The organism is Pseudomonas sp. HMSC065H01, assembly GCF_001815235.1.
In the GTDB taxonomy this organism is placed as follows: domain Bacteria; phylum Pseudomonadota; class Gammaproteobacteria; order Pseudomonadales; family Pseudomonadaceae; genus Pseudomonas; species Pseudomonas aeruginosa.
Genome location: NZ_KV819862.1, coordinates 18,627 through 40,452, shown reverse-complemented (window position 1 = coordinate 40,452; position 21,826 = coordinate 18,627). Strand labels below are relative to the sequence as shown.

Annotated in this window: 16 protein-coding genes; 9 read left to right on the top strand and 7 right to left on the bottom strand. The window is 67.7% G+C overall.

All coding sequences use genetic code 11. The features are described 5' to 3' along the window. Nucleotides 1–8: 8 nt before the first annotated feature. The 4 genes from HMPREF3014_RS09635 to HMPREF3014_RS09620 form a co-directional block, all read right to left on the bottom strand. Nucleotides 9–581 (bottom strand): cysteine hydrolase family protein, encoded by a 573-nt coding sequence (locus HMPREF3014_RS09635; protein ID WP_023087159.1) that lies wholly within the window; start codon nucleotides 579–581, stop codon nucleotides 9–11. Nucleotides 582–623: 42 nt separating this feature from the next. After that, entirely contained in the window at nucleotides 624–1,067 is a 444-nt protein-coding gene (locus HMPREF3014_RS09630) for a MarR family winged helix-turn-helix transcriptional regulator (protein ID WP_003109601.1), read from the bottom strand. Nucleotides 1,068–1,214: 147 nt separating this feature from the next. Continuing rightward, on the bottom strand, nucleotides 1,215–6,077 hold the full coding sequence (gdhB, locus tag HMPREF3014_RS09625) for an NAD-glutamate dehydrogenase GdhB (RefSeq protein WP_003103491.1): 4,863 nt from the start codon (nucleotides 6,075–6,077) through the stop codon (nucleotides 1,215–1,217). Between the two features lie 272 nt (nucleotides 6,078–6,349). Continuing rightward, on the bottom strand, nucleotides 6,350–7,120 hold the full coding sequence (locus tag HMPREF3014_RS09620; RefSeq protein ID WP_023087158.1) for a hypothetical protein: 771 nt from the start codon (nucleotides 7,118–7,120) through the stop codon (nucleotides 6,350–6,352). Between the two features lie 339 nt (nucleotides 7,121–7,459). On the opposite strand from HMPREF3014_RS09620, the gene HMPREF3014_RS09615 reads away from it, so the two are divergent. From HMPREF3014_RS09615 to cprS, 9 genes are all read left to right on the top strand, one after another. Beyond that, complete coding sequence (locus HMPREF3014_RS09615) at nucleotides 7,460–8,440, top strand: AAA family ATPase (protein WP_003091294.1); 981 nt, start codon at nucleotides 7,460–7,462, stop codon at nucleotides 8,438–8,440. A 10-nt stretch (nucleotides 8,441–8,450) separates the two neighbouring features. Next, on the top strand, nucleotides 8,451–9,389 hold the full coding sequence (locus HMPREF3014_RS09610; protein ID WP_003091295.1) for a DUF58 domain-containing protein: 939 nt from the start codon (nucleotides 8,451–8,453) through the stop codon (nucleotides 9,387–9,389). Continuing rightward, on the top strand, nucleotides 9,386–9,880 hold the full coding sequence (locus HMPREF3014_RS09605) for a DUF4381 domain-containing protein (protein ID WP_003113947.1): 495 nt from the start codon (nucleotides 9,386–9,388) through the stop codon (nucleotides 9,878–9,880). The genes HMPREF3014_RS09610 and HMPREF3014_RS09605 overlap by 4 nt, the downstream gene beginning before the upstream one ends. Then, nucleotides 9,873–10,895 (top strand): vWA domain-containing protein, encoded by a 1,023-nt coding sequence (locus HMPREF3014_RS09600; RefSeq protein ID WP_009876783.1) that lies wholly within the window; start codon nucleotides 9,873–9,875, stop codon nucleotides 10,893–10,895. The genes HMPREF3014_RS09605 and HMPREF3014_RS09600 overlap by 8 nt, the downstream gene beginning before the upstream one ends. Beyond that, on the top strand, nucleotides 10,892–12,652 hold the full coding sequence (locus HMPREF3014_RS09595) for a VWA domain-containing protein (RefSeq protein WP_003107432.1): 1,761 nt from the start codon (nucleotides 10,892–10,894) through the stop codon (nucleotides 12,650–12,652). Before HMPREF3014_RS09600 ends, HMPREF3014_RS09595 begins: the two co-directional genes overlap by 4 nt. Next, the gene (locus HMPREF3014_RS09590; RefSeq protein ID WP_003113945.1) at nucleotides 12,649–14,280 is read left to right on the top strand and encodes a BatD family protein; all 1,632 of its coding nucleotides are present in this window, start codon (nucleotides 12,649–12,651) and stop codon (nucleotides 14,278–14,280) included. Before HMPREF3014_RS09595 ends, HMPREF3014_RS09590 begins: the two co-directional genes overlap by 4 nt. Before the next feature lie 53 nt (nucleotides 14,281–14,333). Beyond that, a complete protein-coding gene (locus HMPREF3014_RS09585) occupies nucleotides 14,334–15,419 on the top strand; it encodes an alpha/beta hydrolase fold domain-containing protein (protein ID WP_034068092.1) in 1,086 nt (361 codons plus the stop codon). A gap of 61 nt (nucleotides 15,420–15,480) precedes the next feature. After that, complete coding sequence (gene cprR / locus HMPREF3014_RS09580; protein ID WP_003091311.1) at nucleotides 15,481–16,152, top strand: cationic peptide response regulator transcription factor CprR; 672 nt, start codon at nucleotides 15,481–15,483, stop codon at nucleotides 16,150–16,152. After that, on the top strand, nucleotides 16,149–17,444 hold the full coding sequence (gene cprS / locus HMPREF3014_RS09575) for a cationic peptide sensor histidine kinase CprS (protein WP_003105000.1): 1,296 nt from the start codon (nucleotides 16,149–16,151) through the stop codon (nucleotides 17,442–17,444). The genes cprR and cprS overlap by 4 nt, the downstream gene beginning before the upstream one ends. A 70-nt stretch (nucleotides 17,445–17,514) precedes the next feature. Here cprS and HMPREF3014_RS09570 read toward each other — a convergent pair whose 3' ends face one another. The 3 genes from HMPREF3014_RS09570 to HMPREF3014_RS09560 form a co-directional block, all read right to left on the bottom strand. Continuing rightward, the gene (locus HMPREF3014_RS09570) at nucleotides 17,515–19,896 is read right to left on the bottom strand and encodes an efflux RND transporter permease subunit (RefSeq protein ID WP_003104998.1); all 2,382 of its coding nucleotides are present in this window, start codon (nucleotides 19,894–19,896) and stop codon (nucleotides 17,515–17,517) included. 12 nt (nucleotides 19,897–19,908) lie between these two features. After that, nucleotides 19,909–21,006 (bottom strand): WD40/YVTN/BNR-like repeat-containing protein, encoded by a 1,098-nt coding sequence (locus HMPREF3014_RS09565; RefSeq protein ID WP_003119767.1) that lies wholly within the window; start codon nucleotides 21,004–21,006, stop codon nucleotides 19,909–19,911. Nucleotides 21,007–21,186: 180 nt separating this feature from the next. Beyond that, a partial coding sequence (locus HMPREF3014_RS09560) for a DUF1329 domain-containing protein (RefSeq protein ID WP_139196461.1) occupies nucleotides 21,187–21,826 on the bottom strand: 640 nt, incomplete at its 5' end.

The window sequence follows — 21,826 nt, the reverse complement described above, 5'->3', positions numbered from 1 at the left end:
CGCGCCGCCTAGAGCGCTGCCAACTGGTCGAGCGTGACGATCCGCGCGATGCCGCCCAGGACCTCGATGGAGCGCCGGTGCTCCTCGTCGCTGGCCGCCGCGCAGGCCTCCTCCAACACCAGCACTTGGTAGTCGCGATCGTGCGCATCGCGCGCGGCGGCCTGCACAGCCCAGGTCGTACTGACACCGGCGAGCACCAGGCGCTCGATCCGCCTCGCCCGCAACACGGCCTCCAGGCGCGTGGCATAGAAGGCGCTGATGCGCGGCTTGAGCACTTCCATCTGCACGGCATCCCGCTTCAGGTCAGGATGAAATGCGCAACCGCGCCCGCAGAGGTCGAGAGCGCCGAGTGCCTGCGCGGCAGCGAAGATCGGCGAATGTTCCGGCAGGTCCGGATAGCCGGGCTCGAAGCCCACCCTCACCGCGATCCGCAGCCAGCCAAGCTGCTCGGCGACGGCGAGCGCGCGGTTGAAACGCGCGACCACGCCACGCAAGGCGGCCTGTTCTGCACAGCGGGCAATCCTACCGTCGGGATGCATGATATCGACGATGTAGTCGAGACCGATCAGTGCTGTGTTCATCGGGAACTCCTCTTCCATCTGCCGGAACCCAAAGCCCTGGATTCAGGGCTCCTCGAATTGCGCCAGGCGTGTCAGCAACGGACCGGCCGCCGCCAGCAGGGCGCGCTCGCTCTCGTCGAGACAGGCGTGCATGGCACGCACCAGCCATTCTTCGCGCTTGGCGCGGTTGCCGTAGAGATTTCGCCGGCCCTCCGAGCTCAGCGACACGCGGGTTCTGCGCCCATCTTGCGGATCGGCGTGACGGACGATCAGCCCTCCGCGTTCCAGTTCGCGCAGCAGCGCGGCCAGATTCGACGAGCGCATCCGCTCGGCGGCGGCCAGCTCGGAAGGTGTGACGTCGCCGCCAAGGCGGTCGATCGCGCCAAGCACGACCAGTTGCGAGAATTGCACCGGATCGGCCTGCGCCTCGCGACGCAGGCGGCGGGTCAGGGTGGTGACCTGGCTGCGCAGATGCGCTGCCAGTTGGAGATCCTGGTTGGTGGGCATATTTATCTACATAATCATAGCTATATTTTCATAGCAAAATAACACATCCAACGCCGCCCGCCATGGGACCCGACCGACGGCACGACAGCTGAAATGAAAGAGCCCCGCACTAGGGCGGGGCTCTTGCTTGCCGTCAGTCCGGTCGCATCAGGGGATGCAGACACCGTGCTGGCTGCTCTGCGCCAGGTCCATCAGCTCGCGGTTGGCCACGGCGTACATGGCGTAGTCGGTACCCGACGCGGCACGCAGTTCGACCAGCATCGCCCGCCAGCGCTCGACCAGCGGCAGGTGCTGTTCCAGCCACAGGCCGACGCGAGCCTCGACCTCCTTCGGTCCGTCCTGCATCTGCAACACCGAGACGGTGATCGCCCGCTGCTGCCAGTCGAGGTCGTCGCGGAACGCCTCGCGGGCCAGCGCCTGCCAGTTGTTCTCCACCGGCAGGTTGGTGATCTGTTGCAGGTACCAGGTCAGGTCCAGCGCGCTGCCCACGGCAAAATAGGCCTTGGCCACTTCCGCGGTGTCCTGGCCGGTCACGTCGGACGCCTCGATGATCGGCAGCAGCGTGTACAAGTGGCTGGTACCGGCCACCATGCGTGCCAGCAGTTCCGGCACGCCGGCGTCGACGTAGGTCTGGTAGCGCGCCTGCCACAGCTCGCGGGTCGGCCCTTCGAGCAGCTCGTTGAGCTTCAGGCCGAGGGCGGCGATGCGCGGGCCGAAGTGGGCCACGTCGCGCGCCGCGTCCAGCTCGTTGCGGCGGCTGCGGAGGAACCAGCGGGTGGCGCGGCGACCGAGACGCATCAGTTCGTCCATCAGGGTCAGCTGGATATCAGCGGGCACCTGGTAGTCGAGGTTCTCGATCTGGCGGAACCAGTGCGGCAGGTGGAACACGTCGCGGACGATCACGTAGGCCCCGGCGACGTTGGCCGCGCTCATGCCGGTGGACTCCTTCAGGCGCTGCACGAAGGTGATGCCCATGTGGTTGACCAGGTCGTTGGCGATCTGCGTGCTGACGATCTCGCGCTTCAGGCGATGGCGGCGCATGGCGTCGCCGAACTTCTCCGCCAGCAATGCCGGGAAGGCGGTCTCCATGTCGCGGGTCAGGTAGTCGTCGTCCGGCACCAGCGATTTCAGCAGCGATTCCTTGAGGTCGATCTTGCTGTAGGAGATCAGCACCGACAGCTCGGCGCGGGTCAGCCCCTGGCCGGCACTGATGCGTTCCGCCAGCTCCTCGTCGGAAGGCAGGAACTCCAGGGCGCGATCGAGCTTGCCACGCGCCTCGAGGTCGCCCATCAGCCGCTTGTACTCGGCGATCCGCTCGCGGGCGCGACGTTGCGCCAGGGACAGCGCCTGGGTCTGCTTGTAGTTGTTGCCCAGCACCAGGGCGCCGACCGCGTCGGTCATCTTCACCAGCAGCGCGTTGCGCTGCTTCTCGGTCATGTCGCCGGCCTGCACCACTTCGTTGAGCAGGATCTTGATGTTGACCTCATGGTCGGAGCAGTCCACGCCACCGGCGTTGTCGATGAAGTCGGTGTTGTTAGCACCGCCGTGCAGGCCGAACTCGACCCGCGCCAGTTGGGTCATGCCCAGGTTGCCGCCCTCGCCCACCACCTTCGCGCGCAGCTCGCGGCCGTCGACGCGCAGACCATCGTTGGCCTTGTCGCCGACATCGGCGTGGGTTTCCTTGCTCGACTTCACGTAGGTACCGATCCCGCCGTTCCAGAGCAGGTCGACCGGCGCCTTGAGCAGCGCATGGATCAGCTCGGTGGGCGCCAGCCTGTCGGCCTGGATGTCGAAGCGCGCCTTCATTTCCGGGGTGATGGCGATGCTCTTGGCGCTGCGCAGGAAGATCCCGCCGCCGGCGGAGATCAGCTTGGCGTCGTAGTCGGCCCAGCTCGAACGCGGCAGGTTGAACAGGCGCTGGCGCTCGACGAAGCTGCTGGCGGCGTCCGGGTTCGGGTCGATGAAGATATGCATGTGGTTGAAGGCGGCCACCAGTTGCAGCTTGTCCGACATCAGCAGGCCGTTGCCGAACACGTCGCCGGCCATGTCGCCGATGCCGATGACGCTGATGTTGTCCTTCTGCACGTCGATGCCGCGCTCGCGGAAGTGCCGTTGCACGCTGACCCAGGCGCCCTTGGCGGTAATCCCCATGCCCTTGTGGTCGTAGCCGGCGGAGCCGCCCGAGGCGAAGGCGTCGCCGAGCCAGAAGCCGTACTCGGCGGCGATGCCGTTGGCGATGTCGGAGAAGGTCGCCGTGCCCTTGTCCGCGGCGACCACCAGGTAGGGATCGTCCTCGTCGTGGCGGACCACGTTGGCCGGCGGCACCACTTCGCCTTCCTTGAGGTTGTCGGTGATATCGAGCAGGCCGGAAATGAAGATCCGGTAGCAGGCGATCGCCTCGGCCTGGATCTCGTCGCGGCTACCGCCAAGCGGCAGGCGGCGCGGGACGAAGCCGCCCTTGGCGCCGACCGGCACGATCACCGCGTTCTTCACCTGCTGGGCCTTGACCAGGCCGAGCACCTCGGTGCGGAAGTCTTCCTCGCGGTCCGACCAGCGCAAGCCGCCGCGAGCCACCTTGCCGCCGCGCAGGTGCACGCCCTCGACGCGCGGCGAGTAGACGAAGATCTCGTACTTGGGCACCGGCCTGGGCAGCTCCGGAATGGCCTTCGGGTTGAACTTGAAGCTGAAGTAGCTCTTGTTCTGGCCGTTGCCGTCGGGCTGGTAGAAGTTGGTCCGCAGGGTCGCCTTGATCAGGTCGAGGTAGCGCCGCAGGATGCGGTCCTCGTTGAGCACCTGGACTTCGTCGAGGGCACCGAGGATCGCCTGCTCCAGCTTCTGTTGCTTGTCTTCCAGGTCTTCCGCGGTGAGTTTGCGCGCCAGGTAGAAGCGGGTCTTGAACAGCCGCACCAGCTCGCGGGCGATGTCGGTGTGGGCATTCAGCGCACTGGCGATGTAGCCGAGGTCGAAGCCCAGGCGGATCTGCTTCAGGTAACGCGCGTAGGCACGCAGCAGGGCGACGTCGCGCCACGGCAGGTTGGCGGTCAGCACCAGGCGGTTGAAGGCGTCGTTCTCGGCATCGCCGCTGACGATGTGGACGAAGGCGTCCTGGAGGATCTCGTTGAGCTGCTGGATGTCCACGTCCAGCCCTTCGGCGTAGGTGAAGGCGAAGTCGTGGATCCAGTATTCACGGCCGTTCTGGTGGCGCAGGCGGTAGGGGAATTCGCCGAGCACGCGCAGGCCGAGGTTCTCCAGGATCGGCAGGACGTCGGACAGGGCCAGCGGGGTGTCGGCGTGGTACAGCTTGCAGTGCAGTTGCTGCTCGCCCTGCGCCAGCGGCTGGTAGAAACTCATCACCAGCGGGCGCTGCTCGGAGAGGCTGAGCAGGTGCTGCAGGTCGACCACCGCGAAGTGCGGGGCGAAGCGCTCGCGATAGCCGGCCGGGAAGCCTTTCGGGAAGTCGGCCAGGACGTTGGTGCCCTTGGCCTCGCCGAGGTTTTCCACCACCAGGCTGCTGTAGTCGTCCTGCCAGGAACGGCAGGCCTGGATCACTTCTTCCTCCAGGCGCGCCGGGTCGATGTCGATGCGCGACTTCGGGTCGACGCGGAGGATGAACTGCACGCGGGCCAGCACCGACTCGGAGAAGAAGGTCCAGAACTCGCAGTCGCTCGCCTGCAGGCGCTCCATCAGGACCTGCTGGATCTTCAGGCGCGTCTCGGTGGAATACACGTCGCGCGGCACGTAGGCCAGGCAGTAGCAGAAGCGACCGTAGGGGTCCTTGCGCAGGAACACGCGGATCTTGTTGCGCTCCTGGATGCGGACGATCGCCAGGGCGGTGCTGAACAGCTCGTCCACCGGGGTCTGGAACAGGTCGTCGCGCGGCAGTACTTCCAGCACCTGGGCCAGTTCCTTGCCGAGGTGGGCCTTGGTGTCGAAACCGGAGCGCCGCATCACTTCGGCGACCTTGCCGCGGATGAAGGGGATGTCGTTGACGCTCTCGTTGTACACCGAGGAGGTGAACAGGCCCATGAAGCGGCACTCGCGGATCACCCGGCCCTTGCCGTCCAGCTCGCGGATCGACACGTAGTCCGGGTAGGCCGGGCGGTGCACACGGCTCGGATGGGCAGCCTTGGCGAAGGACAGCAGGACCGGTTCGCGCAGGTAGGCGACGGCATAGTCCTCGATGTGCAGGTCATCCTTGCTCAGGCCGGCACGCAGCAGACGGGTCAGGCCGAGGAAGGATTTCTCATCGTAGACCATGCGCCCGCCGTCGGCCTCGTCGGCGACGCTGAATTCCTCGTAGCCGAGGAAGGTGAAGTGGTTGTCCAGCAGCCATTCGAGATAGCTGCGTACTTCCTTCAGTTCCTCCGCCGGCACCTTCAGCTTGGCCTTGCCAAGCCAGGTCAGCAGTTCGCGGGCCTTGGCCTTCATCGGTTCGAAGTCGGCGACGGTCACGCGTACTTCACCGAGCACTTCCAGGATGGCCTTCTCCAGCGCCCGCAGTTCGCCGGCGTGGGCGCAACGGTCGATCTCCAGGTACATCAGCGATTCCTGGCTGACGTCCTTGCCCTGGCTACCCTTGGGCAGGATTTCCTTCAGCTCGCCCTTGGCCGAGCGGCGCACGCTGAGGACGTTGGTCTGCAGGGTATGGATGCTGTAGCCGCGGCGGTTCAGTTCCATGCGCACCGAGTCGACCAGGAACGGCAGGTCCGGGTGCAGCACTTCTACCGCGGTGTGGGTGGATTGCCAGCCGTGCTTCTCGTAGTCGGGGTTGTATACGCGGACTTCGGGCTGGTCGCGGTCGAAGCGCTCCAGCAGGCGCCAGGCGGAAAGGGTGCAACCGACCAGGTCGGAAAGCCGACGCTGGGTCAGTTCATCGAGGGAGATCAGGCTGAAGAACTGTTCGGCGAACAGCGTGACTTGTGGTAACGCCTTGTCGCCGAGGTGCTGCGCCAGTGCCGTCTGCAGTTGATGCTGGAAATCGGCTTTGCTGGCCGCGGTGAAGAACGCCATGGTTGTACTCCGCTTGGCTTGTTATTTCATGGAGGCGAGCGGTTCGCGGGAAAGGTCGCGAGCAACGCACCTTCGGACCGACCCTCGCTGCGTCCATGAAGTTCAGCAGAAGCTGAGCATTAATCCAGGCAGGCAGGCGCACAGCAAAGGCTGACCGGGAACCGCCCTTTTCGGCGAGCGACCCGCCGGTCATATCCGACAGAGCTTAACGAGCCGGCAAGGCAAAACACTTACCGTGCTGCGACATATTCGTTCACCCCGGGAGCATCGGCTCACTGCACCGGCAGGAAATGCATGAACAGCAGTCCCTGGGCGTAGTTCACGCTGATCCGCCGGTAGCGTTCGCCGAGCACCTCGGCGAGCAGGTCCAGGCGCGCGACGATCTTGGCGAACTCGCGGGCGTAGCTGAGGTTGCTGGCGTCGTCGGTGAGGGCGTTGGAAAGCAGCAACGGGGCACCCTTGTCGTCCTTGCGGGTAGCCAGCATCCAGGTGGCGACCTCGACGTTGCGCGCGGCGTTGTAGACGTACTGCGCGTCGATCCCCTGGTAGACGTAGAACTCGGTGCGCCCGCCATGGGCGGTGATCAGCATGCTGGCCAGGGAGTATATGAAGGCACCGACGCGGTCGCCCTTGAACGCCGGATCGAGGGAGTAGGACAGTGCGGCGATGTCGCGGCGGCCGCCCAGGTCGCTGAGTTCGCGGTTCTGCTCGATGGCCCGGCGGATCGCCAGCTCGGCGTCGGCCTGGCTCGGCAGGCCGGTCTTCTTCCATTCGGCGGGATTGCGCTTGTACAGCTTCCAGAGCAACTGGTAGAGGCTTTGCAGGTTGTCGCGCATGGCCAGGGTGGCCATGCGATCGGCATCGGTCTGGAGGAATTCGCCGGCGCGCATCGAACCCTGGCTGGTGTCCTCGCCGGCGGCGTTGCGCGGCGCGTTCGAACATCCGCTGGCGAGCGCGCCGAGCAGCAACAGCAGCCCACCGACCCAGCGCCGCCACCCACGCCGGGCGCGGCCCCCCCCCTTGCGCCGGGCAAGCCCCGGCAATGTCGCTCCTGACAAACGCTCTGTCCATTCGCTGTTCGCATCGCGGAAACCGACCCGCCTGAGCCGGCGAAGTTCCCCGGGCGCGTCGATCCGCCGCGCTTCGCGAGGCAGGTCACGGCGAGAGGCGGAGGCTTTTCACCGGCATACCCGCGCGGGTTCACGAATAGGCGCGGCACGAGCGTCGGAGAGTACGCTAGGCAGTCGCCGTGCGCTAACATGTGCGGGATCGGGGGGCGTCATCCGCCGCAGAGCGGAGCCTTTTCCCCGCCCGCGCGCGCCGGCCTCGCCGTGCGCCACCGAGCGACACCCCAGCAGGCCTTGGAACCGGTAGTCCAGACAATGAGCAACGAGCCAGAAAGCACGCAGCACAAGAGCGCCCTGCAGGGACTGAAGGGCTACCTGTCGAGCCAGATCCTCGGCCAGGAAAAACTCGTCGACCGCCTGCTGATCGCGCTGCTAGCCGACGGCCACCTGCTGGTGGAAGGCGCGCCGGGACTGGCCAAGACCAAGGCCATCAAGGACCTCGCCGAAGGCCTCGAAGCCGAGTTCCACCGTATCCAGTTCACTCCCGACCTGCTCCCCGCCGACATCACCGGCACCGAGATCTACCGTCCGGAGACCGGCACCTTCGTGTTCCAGCAAGGCCCGATCTTCCATCACCTGGTGCTGGCCGACGAGATCAACCGCGCCCCGGCCAAGGTGCAGTCGGCGCTGCTCGAAGCCATGGCCGAGCGCCAGGTTTCGGTCGGCCGCAGCACCTACGACCTGCCACAGCTGTTCCTGGTGATGGCGACACAGAACCCGATCGAGCAGGAAGGTACCTACCCGTTGCCGGAAGCCCAGCTCGACCGCTTCCTCATGCACGTCAAGATCGGCTACCCGGAGGCCTCGGTGGAACGCCGCATCCTCCAGCAGGCGCGTGGCGAGGCACTGAACGGCGAGGCCCGGCCGGAGCGCCGGGTGACCCAGGAAACCATCTTCGCCGCGCGCCAGGAAATCCTCGGCCTGTACATGGCCGACGCGGTGGAGGAATACCTGGTGCAACTGATCATGGCCACCCGCACCCCGGCCAAGCACGACGCGGAACTCGCCGAATGGATCTCCTACGGCGCCAGCCCGCGCGGCTCCATCGCCCTCGACCGCTGCGCGCGCGCCCACGCCTGGCTGGGCGGACGCGACTTCGTCAGCCCCGAGGACATCCAGGCGGTGCTGTTCGACGTGCTGCGCCATCGCCTGATCCTGACCTTCGAGGCGGAAGCCGCCGGCATCGACCAGGACCGGGTCGTGCAGCGCATCCTCGACGTGGTCGCCGTGGCCTGAGGCCGCCGCCATGCTGAGCGCCGCCCCGGGCGTCGAACTGGGCCTCGACGAGCTTCTGGAAATGCGCCACCGGCTCCACGAAGCGCGCCTGTTCTCCTCGCAGAACCGCCGCAGCCCGTTGGTCGGCCTGCATCACTCGCGCCTGCGCGGACGCGGCGTGGACTTCGACCAGGTGCGCATCTACCAGCCCGGCGACGACGTACGGACCATCGACTGGCGCGTCACCGCGCGCACCCGCGAGCCGCACACCAAGCTGTTCCACGAGGAACGCGAGCGACCGGTGTTCGTCCTGGTCGAACAGAGCCAGCGCCTGTTCTTCGGCTCCGGCCTGTGCTTCAAGGCAGTGCTGGCGGCACGCGCGGCGGCCTTCATCGGCTGGTCGGCGCTGGCCCACAACGACCGTATCGGCGGCCTGGTATTCAGCGACCGCGACTGCCACGAAATCAAGCCGCGACGCAGCAAGCACAGCCTGCTGCAACTGTTCAACCAGCTATTGCGGGCCAATCGCGAGCTGCGCGAGACGCCGGCCGAGCGGCCTGGCGAACTGTTCGGCCTGGCCCTGCGCCGCGCCCGCGAAGTGCTGCGCCCGGGCAGCCTGATCCTGGTGCTGTGCGACGAGCGCACACTCAATGACGTCGCCGAGCAGCAACTCAGCCTGATCGCACGCCATACCGACCTGGTGCTGCTGCCGCTGTCCGACCCGCTCGACCATGCCCTCCCCGCCGCCGGACTGCTGCGCTTCCGCGAAGGCGCCGCCGACCTCGAGCTGGACACCCACGCCGACGAGCTGCGCCAGGCCTATCGCGAACTGGCCGAGGCGCGCCGCGCGCGCTGGCAGCGGCTGGCCCAGCGACTGGGCGTGCCGCTGCTGCCGCTGTCGACCCAGGAAGACCTGGTGGAGCAGTTGCGGGACCTGCTGGAACAACACCAGCCGGGGTATCGCGCATGAATCCGCTCGACCGGCTGGAACCGCTGATCGCCCCCCTGCCCGTCGGCTGGTGGCCGCCGGCGCCCGGCTGGTGGCTGCTGGCCGCCCTGCTGCCGTTGCTCGGCTGGGGGCTCTGGCGACTGCGCCGGCACCTGCCGCGGCGCACCATCGCCACCCGCGGCGAAGCGCCGCTGGATCCGCTGCGCGAAGCGGCCCTGGCCGAACTGGCCGCGCTTGCCAAGCCCTACGGCAGGGCTTCCGCCGGGCCCTGGCTGCAGGCCATCAACGGCCTGCTCAAGCGGGTCTGCAGGGCGCGCTGGCCAGATAGCGGCAGCCACGCCCTCAGCGGCCGCGCCTGGCTGGCGTTCCTCGACAACCGTTGCCCGGCCGCCGGCCTGACCCGCTGGATGATCCTGGTGGAAGGCGGCTACCGCGCCGACTGCACCCTCGACGACAAGGCCGTGGACGGCCTCGACGCCGCCGTCGCCACCTGGATTCGCAAGCATGTTTGAGTTCGCCTGGCCCTGGGTCTTCGCCCTCGCCCCGTTGCCCTGGCTGCTGCGTCTGGTGCTGCCGGCCGCCGACAGCGGCGAGGCGGCGCTCAAGGTGAGCTTCCTCGACGAACTCGAAAGCCTCGCCGGGCGTCGTGCCCGCGCACGCCTGCCGGCCTGGCGGCAGCAGATGCGCTTCGCCCTGCTCTGGTTCCTCCTGCTGCTCGCCGCGGCCCGCCCGCAGTGGGTCGGCGACCCCCTGCCGCTACCCGCCAGCGGCCGCGACCTGCTGCTCGCGGTGGATGTCTCCGGTTCCATGGACTACCGCGACATGCGCTGGCAGGACGACGAGATCAGCCGCCTGGAACTGATCAAGAAACTCTTCGGCGACTTCATCGAAGACCGTCGTGGCGACCGCGTCGGCCTGATCCTGTTCGGCAGCCAGGCCTACCTGCAGGCGCCGCTGACCTTCGACCGGCACACCGTGCGGGTCTGGCTGGACGAGGCGCAGATCGGCATCGCCGGCAAGAACACCGCGATCGGCGACGCCATCGGCCTGGCGGTCAAGCGCCTGCGCCAGCGGCCTGCGGAAAGCCGGGTGCTGGTGCTGATCACCGACGGCGCCAACACCGGCGGACAGATAGCCCCGCAGATCGCCGCGCAACTGGCCGCCGAGCAACAGGTGAAGATCTACACCATCGGCATCGGCGCCGACCCGCAGCAAGGCGGCGTGCCCGGCCTGTTCGGCTTCAACCCGGGGCTCGATCTCGACGAGCCGACCCTGCGCGGTATCGCCGAGAGCACTGGCGGCGAATACTTCCGCGCGCGATCCAGCGCCGAGCTGGAAAGCATTTCCGCGACCCTCGACCGCCTCGAACCGGTCACCCAGCAGACTACCCGGGCGCGCCCGGCCCTGGCGCTGTACAGTTGGCCGCTGGCCGCCGCCCTCGGCCTGAGTGTGCTGCTGGTGGCGCTGGAACTCTGGCCACGGGAAAACCGGACCTGGCCGCGCCGCCGTTCCGGGAGGCAACCATGAACCTGTTGCTGGACGCCTGGCCGCACTGGCTGCGCCCCTACTGGCTGCTGCTGGCGCCGCTGCTTGGCTGGTTGCTGTGGAAGCTGCTGCATCGCCAGCGTCGTGCCGGACGCTGGCAGTTGCTGTTGCCGACGGCCTTCCAGCCCTGGCTGCTGGTCGGCGGCGCCGGGCGGCAGAACCGCATGCCCTGGATCTGCCTCGGCATCGCCTGGCTGCTGGCCCTGCTGGCCTTGCTCGGGCCCAGTTGGCAGCAACTGGAACAGCCCTCGATGAAGCGTAGCGACCCGCTGGTGGCGATCCTCCAGCTGACTCCCGGGATGCTTGCCGGCGACCTGTCGCCGACCCGCCTGGAGCAGGCCCGGCGCAAGCTGCTCGACCTGCTTCGCACGCGCAACGACGCGCAGACCGCGATCGTCGTCTACGCCGGCAGCGCGCATACCCTGGTGCCGCTGTCGGACGACCAGCTCACCGCGCGCAACCTGCTCGACGCCCTGAAACCTTCGATCATGCCCGAGCCCGGCCAGCGCGCCGACCTCGCCGTGCGCCAGGCCCTCGACCTGCTGGAACAGGGCGCCCAGGGCCGCGGCCGCCTGCTGCTGCTGACCAGCGAGCTGAGCGAACCCGAGCGCCAGGGCATCCGCAGCGCCCTCGAGCACCGGGCGGCGCGCCTCGCCGTGCTCGGTGTCGGCACGCCGAAGGGCGCTCCGGTGCAGCAGGAGGATGGCAGCTTCCTCAAGGACGACCAGGGCGGCATCCTCCTGCCCAGGCTCGACGAAAGCGGGCTGCGCCGCTTCGCCGCGGAGATCGGCGCCGGCTACCAGCGCCTGCGGCCGAACGACCGCGACCTCGACAGCCTCGGCCTGCTGGCCCGCGGCGGCACGCTGGAGGAAGATCGCGAGAACGCCCTGCTGCGCCTGCAGCGCTGGGCCGACCAGGGTTACTGGCTGCTCCTGCCGCTGCTCCTGCTGGCCGCCTGTGCCGGACGGCGCGGCTGGCTGTTCTGCCTGCCGCTGTTGATGCTGAGCCTGCCGCAACCGGCCATGGCCTTCCAGTTCGAAGACCTCTGGCTGCGTCCGGACCAGCAAGGCCAGCGCCTGTTGCAACGGGGCCAGGCGGACGAGGCGGCGAAGCGCTTCGAGGACTTCCGCTGGAAAGGCCTGTCGCTCTACCAGGCCCGCGACTACGCCGCCGCGGCCCAGGCCTTCGCCCAGGGCGACCAGGCCGACGATCACTACAACCGTGGCAACGCCCTGGCCCGCCAGGGCGAACTGGAAGCCGCCGTCGACGCCTACGAACAAGCCCTGGAGCGCCAGCCGCAACTGGTCGCCGCGCAACGCAACAAGGCCCTGGTCGAGGAACTGCTGCGCCAGCGCCAGGAACAGGCGGCGCAGCAGCAGGCCGGCGAGAACAAGGAACAGCGCCAGGAAGCGAGCCAGCAGAGCCCGCCATCCGGAAGCAGCCAGCGGCCGCCGCGCGACGCGGCGACCGTCGATGCGCAGAAGGCCCAGGCCGCGGCGCCCTCGACCAGCCTGCCGGAAGACGAAGGCGAGAAGACCGCCGGAGCACCCGGCCAAGCGCAGCCACAGCCCGACGCCGAGGATGAGCGGACGGGCGACGAGGAAGCCGACGACGGACTCGACGACGAACGTCGCCAGGCCCTCGAGCAATGGCTGCGACAGATTCCCGACGATCCCGCCGAATTGCTGCGGCGCAAGTTCTGGTACCAACAGCAGCAACGCCAGGAAGCCACGCCATGATCCGCCTGTTCTGCAGCCTGCTTCTCGCGCTCCTCTGCGTCTCCGCCCATGCCAGCTTCAGCGCCAGCGTCGACCGCGCCCGCCTGACCGAAGGGGAAAGCGTCGAACTGACGCTGGAATCGGACGACCCGACCCTCTTCGGCAAACCCGACCTGAGCCCGCTGGACGCCCTCTTCGAGGTCCTCGGCACGCGCCAGGTCAACCGTCTCGCCACGCAGAACGGCCGGGCCCAGGCCACCACCCGCTGGATCGTCACCCTCCTGCCGAAGCAGAGCGGCTACGTGGCGATCCCGCCGATCAGCCTCGGCGCCAGCAGCACCCAGCCGATCAGGCTGCACGTACTGGAGGCGCGCGACCGCGCCAAGAGCAGCAAGCTGGCGCCGGTCTTCATCGATGCCAGCGTCGACCAGGAGACGGTCTACGTGCAGGCCCAGGCGATCCTCACCCTGCGCATCTACCACTCGGTGTCGCTATACGACGACAGCAGCCTGACCCCGCTGGCGATGAACGACGCGAAGGTCGAACAGCTCGGCGAGGCGCGCACCTACGAGAAGGAGATCAACGGCATCCGCCACGGCGTGATCGAGGTGCGCTACGCGATCTTCCCGCAGAAAAGCGGCACCCTGGAGATTCCTGCGCAAGCCTTCAGCGCTACCCTGGTCGACCGTGGCAGCGACGACTACAACCCCTTCGGCCCGCGCCCCGGTCGGCAGATGCGGGTGACTTCGCCGAGCATCCCGCTGCAGGTCCGGCCCAAGCCTGCCGACTATCCGGCCGACGCGCCCTGGATGCCGGCCCGCGCGCTGAGCATCAGCGAAAGCTGGAGCCCGCAGCCGGAACAGGCGCAGGTCGGCGAATCGCTGACGCGCAACGTGCTGCTGAAGGTCGAGGGGCTTTCCGGCACCCAGCTTCCGCCGTTGCCGCTGCCCGACGTGCAAGGCCTGCGGCGCTACCCGGACCAACCGCAGCTGGCCGACCAGAGCACCGACCAGGGCCTCATCGGCAGTCGCGAGGAGCGCGAGGCGCTGGTGCCCGAGCAGGCCGGGCGCATCGAGTTGCCGGCGCTCGAAGTGGTCTGGTGGAACACCCGCGAAGACCGCCTGGAGCGCACCAGCCTGCCACCGCGCACCCTGGAAGTGGCCGCCGCGCCGCAGGCCGAGGCGGAGCCGCCGGCGGCGGCGCTGCCGCTCGGCGAACGCCTGGAGCCGACGCTCTGGCCCTGGCAACTGGCTACCGCCGTGCTGGCCCTGACCACCCTGCTCGGCTTCGGCCTCTGGTGGCGCGCCCGCCAACTGCCGGCGGTGATCCGCGCCGCGGCCAACGGCCCGAGCAGCCGCAGCCTGCTCGACGAGCTGCGCCGCGCCTGCCTGGCCAACGATCCCCAGGCGACCCGCCAGGCCCTGGACGCCTGGGCCCGTCAGCAACCCGATACCCTGGCCGACATGGCGGCCCGCTTCGTACCGCTGTCCGACGCCCTGGATGGCCTCAACGGCGCGCTGTACAGCGAGAGCGGCCATTCCTGGCAGGGCGAGGACCTGTGGCGGGCGATCCGCGCCCTGCCCACCACGGAACAAGCGCCGGCGGGAGCGGTCGACAATGGCGGCCTGCCACCGCTCTATCCGCGCTGAACGGCGCTATGGTTAGGACTGGCACGACATTCCGATTCCGCAAGAGGGCCCGCATGCGCTTCCGTACCCTGCACCTCGTCCTGTGCGGCCTGCTCCTGGGCCACGCCGCGACGGCCGCCGAACCGCCGACCGCGCCCACGCCGCCCACGCCGCCGACGCAGCCGGCCGAAGGGCCGGGCGGCGCGGCCTATCGCCATGCCAGCGTGCATCAGTGGCACTTCGGCGAAGGCGCTCGCGAATACTGGGTGTTCACCCCCGAGCAACCGGTCCCCGGCAACGCTCCGCTGGTGATCTTCCTGCACGGCTGGAGCGTGATGCAGCCGGACCTCTACCGCGCCTGGATCGACCATATCGTCCGCCGCGGCATGGTGGTGGTCTACCCGCGCTACCAGCCGGACCTGAAGACGCCCAACGCAGACTTCCTCGACAATGCCGCCGGCGCCCTCGGCGACGCCCTCAGGCGCCTGCAGGCCGGCGAGCTGGGGGTGCGCCCGCGTCTGAACCAGGTCGCCTACCTCGGCCACTCCGCCGGCGGACTGCTCGCCGCCAACCTGGCGGCCGCCAGCGAACGCCTGAAGCTGCCGGCGGCGAAGGCGCTGATGGTGGTCGAGCCCGGCAAGAGCCAGGGCAAGCGCTGGGACGGCGTGGCCCAGGAACGCCTGTCGGGGCTGGCCAAGGGCACCCTGCTGCTGGCGGTCTGCGGCGACGAGGACAGCCACGTGGCCTGCACCGACGCCAAGCGCATCTACCGCCAGAGCCGGCACATTCCGCCCAGCGACAAGAACCTGCTGCTGCGCAGCGATCGCCACGGCGCTCCGCCGCTGCTGGCCAACCACGCGGCACCCACCGCGCCGGTATTCGGCCCGCAGTATCCGAAGGAAGAAGACAGCGACTGGTTGCTCGACCGCGTCGAGAAGCGCCTCGAAGTCCAGCAGGCCGAAGGCCGCTATACCGGCCACGACCCGCTGGTGATCGACGCCCTCGACTGGTACGGCACCTGGAAGCTGTTCGATGGCCTCACCGACGCGGCGTTCTACAACCGCAACCGCCAGTACGCCCTGGGCGCTACGCCGGAGCAGACCGGCATGGGCCAGTGGAGCGACGGCACCCCGGTGAAGCCGATCAAGGTGCTCAAGTAGGCGCGGGCAACGCCCGCGGCGAACCAGGCACAGCGTCCCATCCGTCATGCGAACAGATACCATGCATATCCACGTACTCGTCGTCGAAGACAACTTCGATCTCGCCGGCACCGTCATCGACTACCTCGAGGCCGCCGGGGTGGTCTGCGATCACGCCCGCGACGGCCAGGCCGGCCTCAACCTGGCGCGCGCCAACCGCTACGACGTGATCCTGCTGGACATCATGCTGCCGCGCATCAACGGCCGGCAGGTCTGTCGCCAGCTACGCGAAGCCGGCCTGCAGACCCCGGTACTCATGCTCACCGCCCTGGATACCCTGCAGGACAAGCTCGACGGCTTCGACGCCGGCGCCGACGACTACCTGCTCAAGCCCTTCGAACTGCCGGAGCTGCTGGTCCGCCTGCAAGCCCTCAGCCGGCGCCGCAGCGGCCAGGCCCAGCGCCTGCAGGTCGACGACCTGGTGATGGACCTCGACAGCCGCCAGGCCAGCCGCGGCGGCACGCCCCTGGCGCTGTCCCCCACCGCCTGGAAGATCCTCGAGTGCCTGATGCGCGCCAGCCCCGCGCTGGTCACCCGCGAGCAGCTGGGGCGCAGCGTCTGGGGCGACGAACCGCCGGAAAGCAACACCCTCAACGTGCACATGCACCACCTGCGCAGCACCGTCGACAAGGGGTTCGCCACCCCTCTGATCCATACCCTGCACAGCGTCGGCTTCCAGCTGGAGCGCAAATGAAACGCGGCCTGAGCCTGATCCCCATCGTCGGCGGCGGCGTCACCCTGATCCTCGCCGGGGTGTTGCTGGTCTACACGCGCATGCTCGGCGACTACGGCGAGACCGGCGCCCTCTACCTGCTCAGCATGATGATGGAAGAGGAAGGGCTGTACTTCGCCCAGCGCTACCAGGAAGACCCGGCTACGCCGGCGCCGGACAGCTACTACTTCAAGGGCAGCGTCGGCACCGCGGGGCTGCCGCCGAAACTCAGGGAGATGCTCGACACCCCGCCCTACAAGAGCATCGGCGCCATGCAACTGCTCGGCAACTGGGACGACGATGACGAAGAGGAGGATGACGACGCGCCCAGCGACGATGCCTACGTGGTGGTCCGCCAGCCACTGGCCGACGGCAAGACGCTCTACCTCTACGACAACGACGCCGCCGGCAGCATCGACACGCCGCTGTCCGACGCCATCATCGACGCCCGCGTCAGGCAGACCTGGATCGTCACCCTATCGGTCACCCTGCCTTCGCTGGCCGCCGTCGGCCTGCTGGTCTGGTTCATCGTCGCGCCGTTGCGCAAGCTGACGCGCTGGTCGATGACCCTCGACGACCTCGCCCCGGACAGCCAGCGGCCGCGCTTCAACTACCGCGAACTCAACGTGCTGGCGGATACCCTGTGGAACAGCGTGACCCGGATCAAGGACTTCAGCCAGCGCGAGGAGCGCTTCCTGCGCTACGCCAGCCATGAGCTGCGCACCCCGCTGGCGGTGATCGGCATGAACCTGGAGTTGCTCGACCAACCCGGCCGCGCGCCCTCCCCGCATGCCTTGCAACGCATCCGCCGCTCGGCGCTGGGCATGCAGCAGATGACCGAGACCCTGCTCTGGCTCAGCCGCGAGAGCGGCGAACTGCGCGACGACGGACACATCGAGGTCGGCCGCCTGCTGGAGGAACTGCTCGAGGAACAACAGGCGCTGAGCCAGCGCCGCGGCCTGACCTTCCACCTCGACGTGGAGCCACACAGCCTGCCGCAGACCCGCGCACGGATCATCATCGGCAACCTGCTGCGCAACGCCCTGCAGTACAGCGACGAGGGCGTGGTGGAAATCGTCGTGCGCGACCGCAGCCTGCTGATCAGCAACCCCATCGGTGCGGCCCAGGGCACGGAGGAGTCGATGGCGTTCGGTTATGGCCTGGGCCTCGACCTGGTCCAGCGCCTGTGCCAGAAGAGCGGCTGGCGCCTGCATTACAGCAGCGACGAGCAGCGCTTCCGCTGCGAGCTGCTGTTCCCCGCCACGCCGGACTGAAGCGCGACGGCCTTCCTCCGCACAAAAAAACCGCGGCCTGGGCCGCGGTCTTGGCGGGGCTCGGCGCGACTCAGTGAGCGAACACCGAGGCCTTCCTGGCCTGCAGCTTGGCCGGGTTGATCAGGAAACGCGCCAGGGCCGGCAGCAGCCAGAGGGCGCCGAACATGTTCCAGAGCAGCATGAAGGTCAGCATCAGGCCCATGTCGGCCTGGAACTTGATCGCCGAGAAGATCCAGGTGGCCACGCCGATCGCCAGGCACAGGCCGGTGAACAGCACCGCCTTACCGGTGGAGCGGAGGGTCTCGTAGTAGGCCTCCTGCAACGGCAGGCCCATGCGCAGGAAAGACTCCAGGCGGGTGTAGATGTAGATCCCGTAGTCCACCCCGATGCCGACGCCGAGGGCGATCACCGGCAGGGTCGCGACCTTCACGCCGATGCCCAGCGCCGCCATCAGCGCGTTGCCGAGAACCGAGGTGAGGATCAGCGGCAGGACGATGCAGAGGGTCGCGGCGAAGGAACGGAAGGTGATCATGCACATGGCCGCCACGCAGATGTACACCAGAACCAGGATGATCAGTTCGGACTGCTTGATCACCTCGTTGGTGGCGGCCTCGATCCCGGCGTTGCCGGCGGCCAGCTGGAACTGCAGGTCGTCCTTGTCGTTCTCCGCGGCGAAGGCCTGCACCGCCGCAACCGCGCGGTCGAGGGTCTCGGCCTTGTGGTCGTTGAGGAAGACCAGCAGCGGCGCCAGCGAGCAGTCGGTGTTGTAGAGACCGTCGGCACGGGCGATGGAGTTGTTCAGCACGTCCTGGTTGCGCGACAGGGTCTCCCATTTCAGGTTGCCTTCGTTCATCCCCTTGATCACCTGCTTGGACACGGTGACCATCGAGATCGCCGACTGCACGCCCTCGGTGTTCTCCAGCTTCCAGGCCAGCTCGTCCATGGCCGCCAGGGCCTGGTGGGTGGAGCAGCCTTCCGGGGAGGTCTTGACCATCACCACCAGCACGTCCGAACTGGTCGAGTAGTTGCGGATGATGAAGTCGTTGTCGAGGTTGTAGCGCGAGTCGGGACGCAGTTCCGGCGCACCCTGGTCGAGGTCGCCGATCTTCAGGTGCTTGCCATACCAGAGGCCGCCGCCGAGCATCAGCAGGGCGATGGCGATGGACACCGGGGCCACCTTCGGGCTGGCGAAGTTCGACAGCAGGCGCCAGAACGGGTGCTCGCGCACCGCGTCATCCTTGCTGCGCTGCACCGCCTTCTTGCTGATGCCGATGTAGGAGATCGCCACGGGCAGCAGGATCAGGTTGGTGAAGACGATCACCGCCACGCCGATCGAGGCGCCGATGGCCAGCTCGCGGATCACCCCGATGTCGATCACCAGCAGGGTGATGAAGCCGACGGCGTCGGCGAGGATCGCTATCATCCCCGGCAGGAACAGTTGGCGGAAGGTCAGCCGCGCCGCCATCAGCGCATTGTCGGCGCCGCTGGACTGCAAGGCGATGCCATTGATCTTCTGCACGCCGTGGGAAATACCGATGGCGAAGATCAGGAACGGCACCAGCATCGAATAGGGATCGAGGCCGAAACCGACCAGGTTGAGCAGGCCGAGCTGCCAGAGCACCGCGACCAGGGTGGTGATCAGCACGGCGATGGTGCTGCGGATGCACTTGGTGAACCAGTACAGCAGGACCAGGGTGATCAGCAGGCAGATACCGAAGAAGCCGACCACCATCACCAGCCCGTCAATCAGGTCGCCGACCTTCTTCGCGAAGCCGACGATGTGCACCTTCACGTTGGGGTTCTGCAACTGGTACTTGTCGCGGATCTTCTCTTCCAGCTCATGGGAGAACTGGCGGTAGTCGAGCTTGATCAGTTCGCTCTGGTTCTTCGGGTTCGGGTACATCTCCAGCAGCGGTACGTCGACGATGCTCGACTTGAAGTTGTTCGCCACCAGGCGGCCGATCTGCCCGGACTTGAGCACGTTGTTGCGCAGTTCCTCCAGCGCCCGCGGCGAACCGTCGTAGGTCTGCGGGATCACCTCGCCGCCGGCGAAGCCTTCCTCGGTCACTTCGGTCCAGCGCACGCTGGGGCTCCACAACGACTTCAGGCCGGAACGGTCGACGCCGGGGATGTAGAACACCTCGTCATGGATCTGCCGGAGCGTCTCCATGTACTCCTTGGTGAAGATGTCGCCGTTCACCGCCTCCACCGAGATGCGCACGGTGTTGCCGAGGTTGGCCAGGTCGTTGCGGTGCTCGAGCATTTTCTGGATGAACGGGTGCTCCAGCGGGATCATCTTCTCGAAGCTGGTGGACGGCCGCACCTGGGTGGCCTGGTAGAACAGGAAGACGCTGACCAGCAGGCAGAGGAAGATCACCACCGGCCGGTTGTTGAAGATCAGGCGTTCGAGCAGGCTCGCCTTGTTTTGCTGATGCTGGTTCATGGCACTCATGCGACCCCCGCCTTATTGTTGTTGTTCGAGCGCGGCACCGTTCGCCGCAGCGAGGTGCACGCCGCCCTGGCCGACCAGGATCAGGTGGCCGTCGCCGGTGGCGCTGACGCCGGCCAGGGACAGCCGGTCGGGACGGTTGAACACGCTGAAGCTGCGCCCGCCGTCGGTGCTTTCGAGGACACTGCCGCCGTGGCCGACCACGACGATACGCCCGTCCGCCAGCAGCGCGCCGTCGGAGAGACCGAATTCCAGGTCGCCGGACGCCGCCTTCAGCGGTATCTCTTCCCAGCTGTCGCCGAAATCGGCGGAGCGGAACAGGTGGCCGCGCAGGCCGTAGACCAGCACGCCGCCCGCATCGGCGGTACCGATGGCGCCGAACAGCGAGCCCTCGTAGGGGCCTTCGAGTTTTTCCCAGGTGGCGCCCCAGTCCTTCGAGCGGAACAGGCTGCCGGCTTCGCCGACCACCAGCAGGCCGTTGTCCTTGACCGCGGCGATGGCGTTGAGGTGGAACTGGTCCTCGTTGTCCAGGCGCTCGCTGACGTCTTCCCAGTGCTGGCCGCCGTCGCGGGTCTCCAGCAGCGCGCCATAGGCACCGACGGCCAGGCCGTGCTGTTCGTCGGCGAACCAGATGTCCAGCAACGGCGCTTCGCGGCCGAGGTCCTCGAACTGCCTGGTCCAGGTGCTGCCGGCGTCGTCGCTGACGAGGATCTGCGCATCGTGCCCGACCGCCCAGCCCTTGCGCTCGTTGACGAAGAACACCGAGGTGAGCAACTGGCGGGTCGGCACCTTGGCCTGGGTCCAGGTCTTGCCGTCGTCGTCGGAGAGCAGGATATGCCCACGGTCGCCGACCGCGACCAGCCGCTTGCCGGCATGGGCGACGCTGAGCAGCAGGCTGCTGGCGGCCTTCGGCGATTCCACGGCGAATTGCGGCGGCGCGGCGGTTGGCGTCGACTCGGCCAGGACCGGGGTGGCGGCGAAGGTCAGAAGAGAAAGTGCCCCGAGAAACGACAGGGCCCTGCTGGCCAGGGGCGATCTGGAAGGAATGGCCGGATGCCGCGAAGCGTCCGCGGTTTGGCCGGGCGAAGTGCGCCACGTCATGGGCTCACGCATGGATACCGTCCCCGTTGTTGTTATTAGTGGTTCGTGGTGAGCGTTATATAGCCAGCGTTTGGCGACGGAGACAATTGAAGCCACGTTATCTTTTGTTAAGCGTGTAAGCCGTCTGTAACGGGGGGATCGGCGCCGCCCTCCTCCCCGGAGGGAAGCGGTCGGCGCCGGCGAGCGGAGCGATCAGCGGGTGCCGCGGCGGCGCAGGGCCGAGGGCTTGAAGTAGGAGTCGTCCGGTATCGCCTGGGTGAAGTCGATGGTACCCGGCTCCTCGTTGTCCAGGTTCTGCACGTGGTAGCGACGCGCCTGCAGGTCGTGGAACACATCCAGCGCGCTCCAGGTGTACGGCAGGTCGTAGAAGTTCTTCAGGTAGGCCATCGACACCCGCCACAGTTCGCCGCGACCGTCGTACTGGTCGACCACCGCCGCGCTCCAGCTGTCCTCGTCGAGGTACAGGGTGCGCTTGGAGTAGATATGCCGCGCGCCCGGCTTCAGGGTACCTTCCACCACCCACACGCGGTGCAGCTCGTAGCGGGTGTATTGCGGATCGAGGTGGCCCGGCTTGAGCAGTTCCTCGTACTTCACCTCGGGGCTGCTGACCTTGTAGTTGTTGTAGGGAATGTAGATTTCCTTCTTGCCCAGCAGCTTCCAGTCATAGCGGTCCGGCGCGCCGTTGAACATGTCGGTGTCGTCGGCGGTGCGCAGGCCGTCGGCGGCGGCGATCGGCGTGTCGTAGGCAAGGTTCGGCGCACGCCGCACACGGCGCTGGCCGGCGTTGTAGCCCCAGGCCTGGCGCGGCTCCTTGACCTGGTCGAGGGTCTCG

Coding starts and splice junctions, on each gene's coding strand:
- HMPREF3014_RS09635 (WP_023087159.1), bottom strand. CDS start 581: ATGAACACAGCACTGATCGGTCTCGACTACATCGTCGATATCATGCAT.
- HMPREF3014_RS09630 (WP_003109601.1), bottom strand. CDS start 1,067: ATGCCCACCAACCAGGATCTCCAACTGGCAGCGCATCTGCGCAGCCAG.
- gdhB (WP_003103491.1), bottom strand. CDS start 6,077: ATGGCGTTCTTCACCGCGGCCAGCAAAGCCGATTTCCAGCATCAACTG.
- HMPREF3014_RS09615 (WP_003091294.1), top strand. CDS start 7,460: ATGAGCAACGAGCCAGAAAGCACGCAGCACAAGAGCGCCCTGCAGGGA.
- HMPREF3014_RS09610 (WP_003091295.1), top strand. CDS start 8,451: ATGCTGAGCGCCGCCCCGGGCGTCGAACTGGGCCTCGACGAGCTTCTG.
- HMPREF3014_RS09605 (WP_003113947.1), top strand. CDS start 9,386: ATGAATCCGCTCGACCGGCTGGAACCGCTGATCGCCCCCCTGCCCGTC.
- HMPREF3014_RS09600 (WP_009876783.1), top strand. CDS start 9,873: ATGTTTGAGTTCGCCTGGCCCTGGGTCTTCGCCCTCGCCCCGTTGCCC.
- HMPREF3014_RS09595 (WP_003107432.1), top strand. CDS start 10,892: ATGAACCTGTTGCTGGACGCCTGGCCGCACTGGCTGCGCCCCTACTGG.
- HMPREF3014_RS09590 (WP_003113945.1), top strand. CDS start 12,649: ATGATCCGCCTGTTCTGCAGCCTGCTTCTCGCGCTCCTCTGCGTCTCC.
- HMPREF3014_RS09585 (WP_034068092.1), top strand. CDS start 14,334: ATGCGCTTCCGTACCCTGCACCTCGTCCTGTGCGGCCTGCTCCTGGGC.
- cprR (WP_003091311.1), top strand. CDS start 15,481: ATGCATATCCACGTACTCGTCGTCGAAGACAACTTCGATCTCGCCGGC.
- cprS (WP_003105000.1), top strand. CDS start 16,149: ATGAAACGCGGCCTGAGCCTGATCCCCATCGTCGGCGGCGGCGTCACC.
- HMPREF3014_RS09570 (WP_003104998.1), bottom strand. CDS start 19,896: ATGAGTGCCATGAACCAGCATCAGCAAAACAAGGCGAGCCTGCTCGAA.
- HMPREF3014_RS09565 (WP_003119767.1), bottom strand. CDS start 21,006: ATGCGTGAGCCCATGACGTGGCGCACTTCGCCCGGCCAAACCGCGGAC.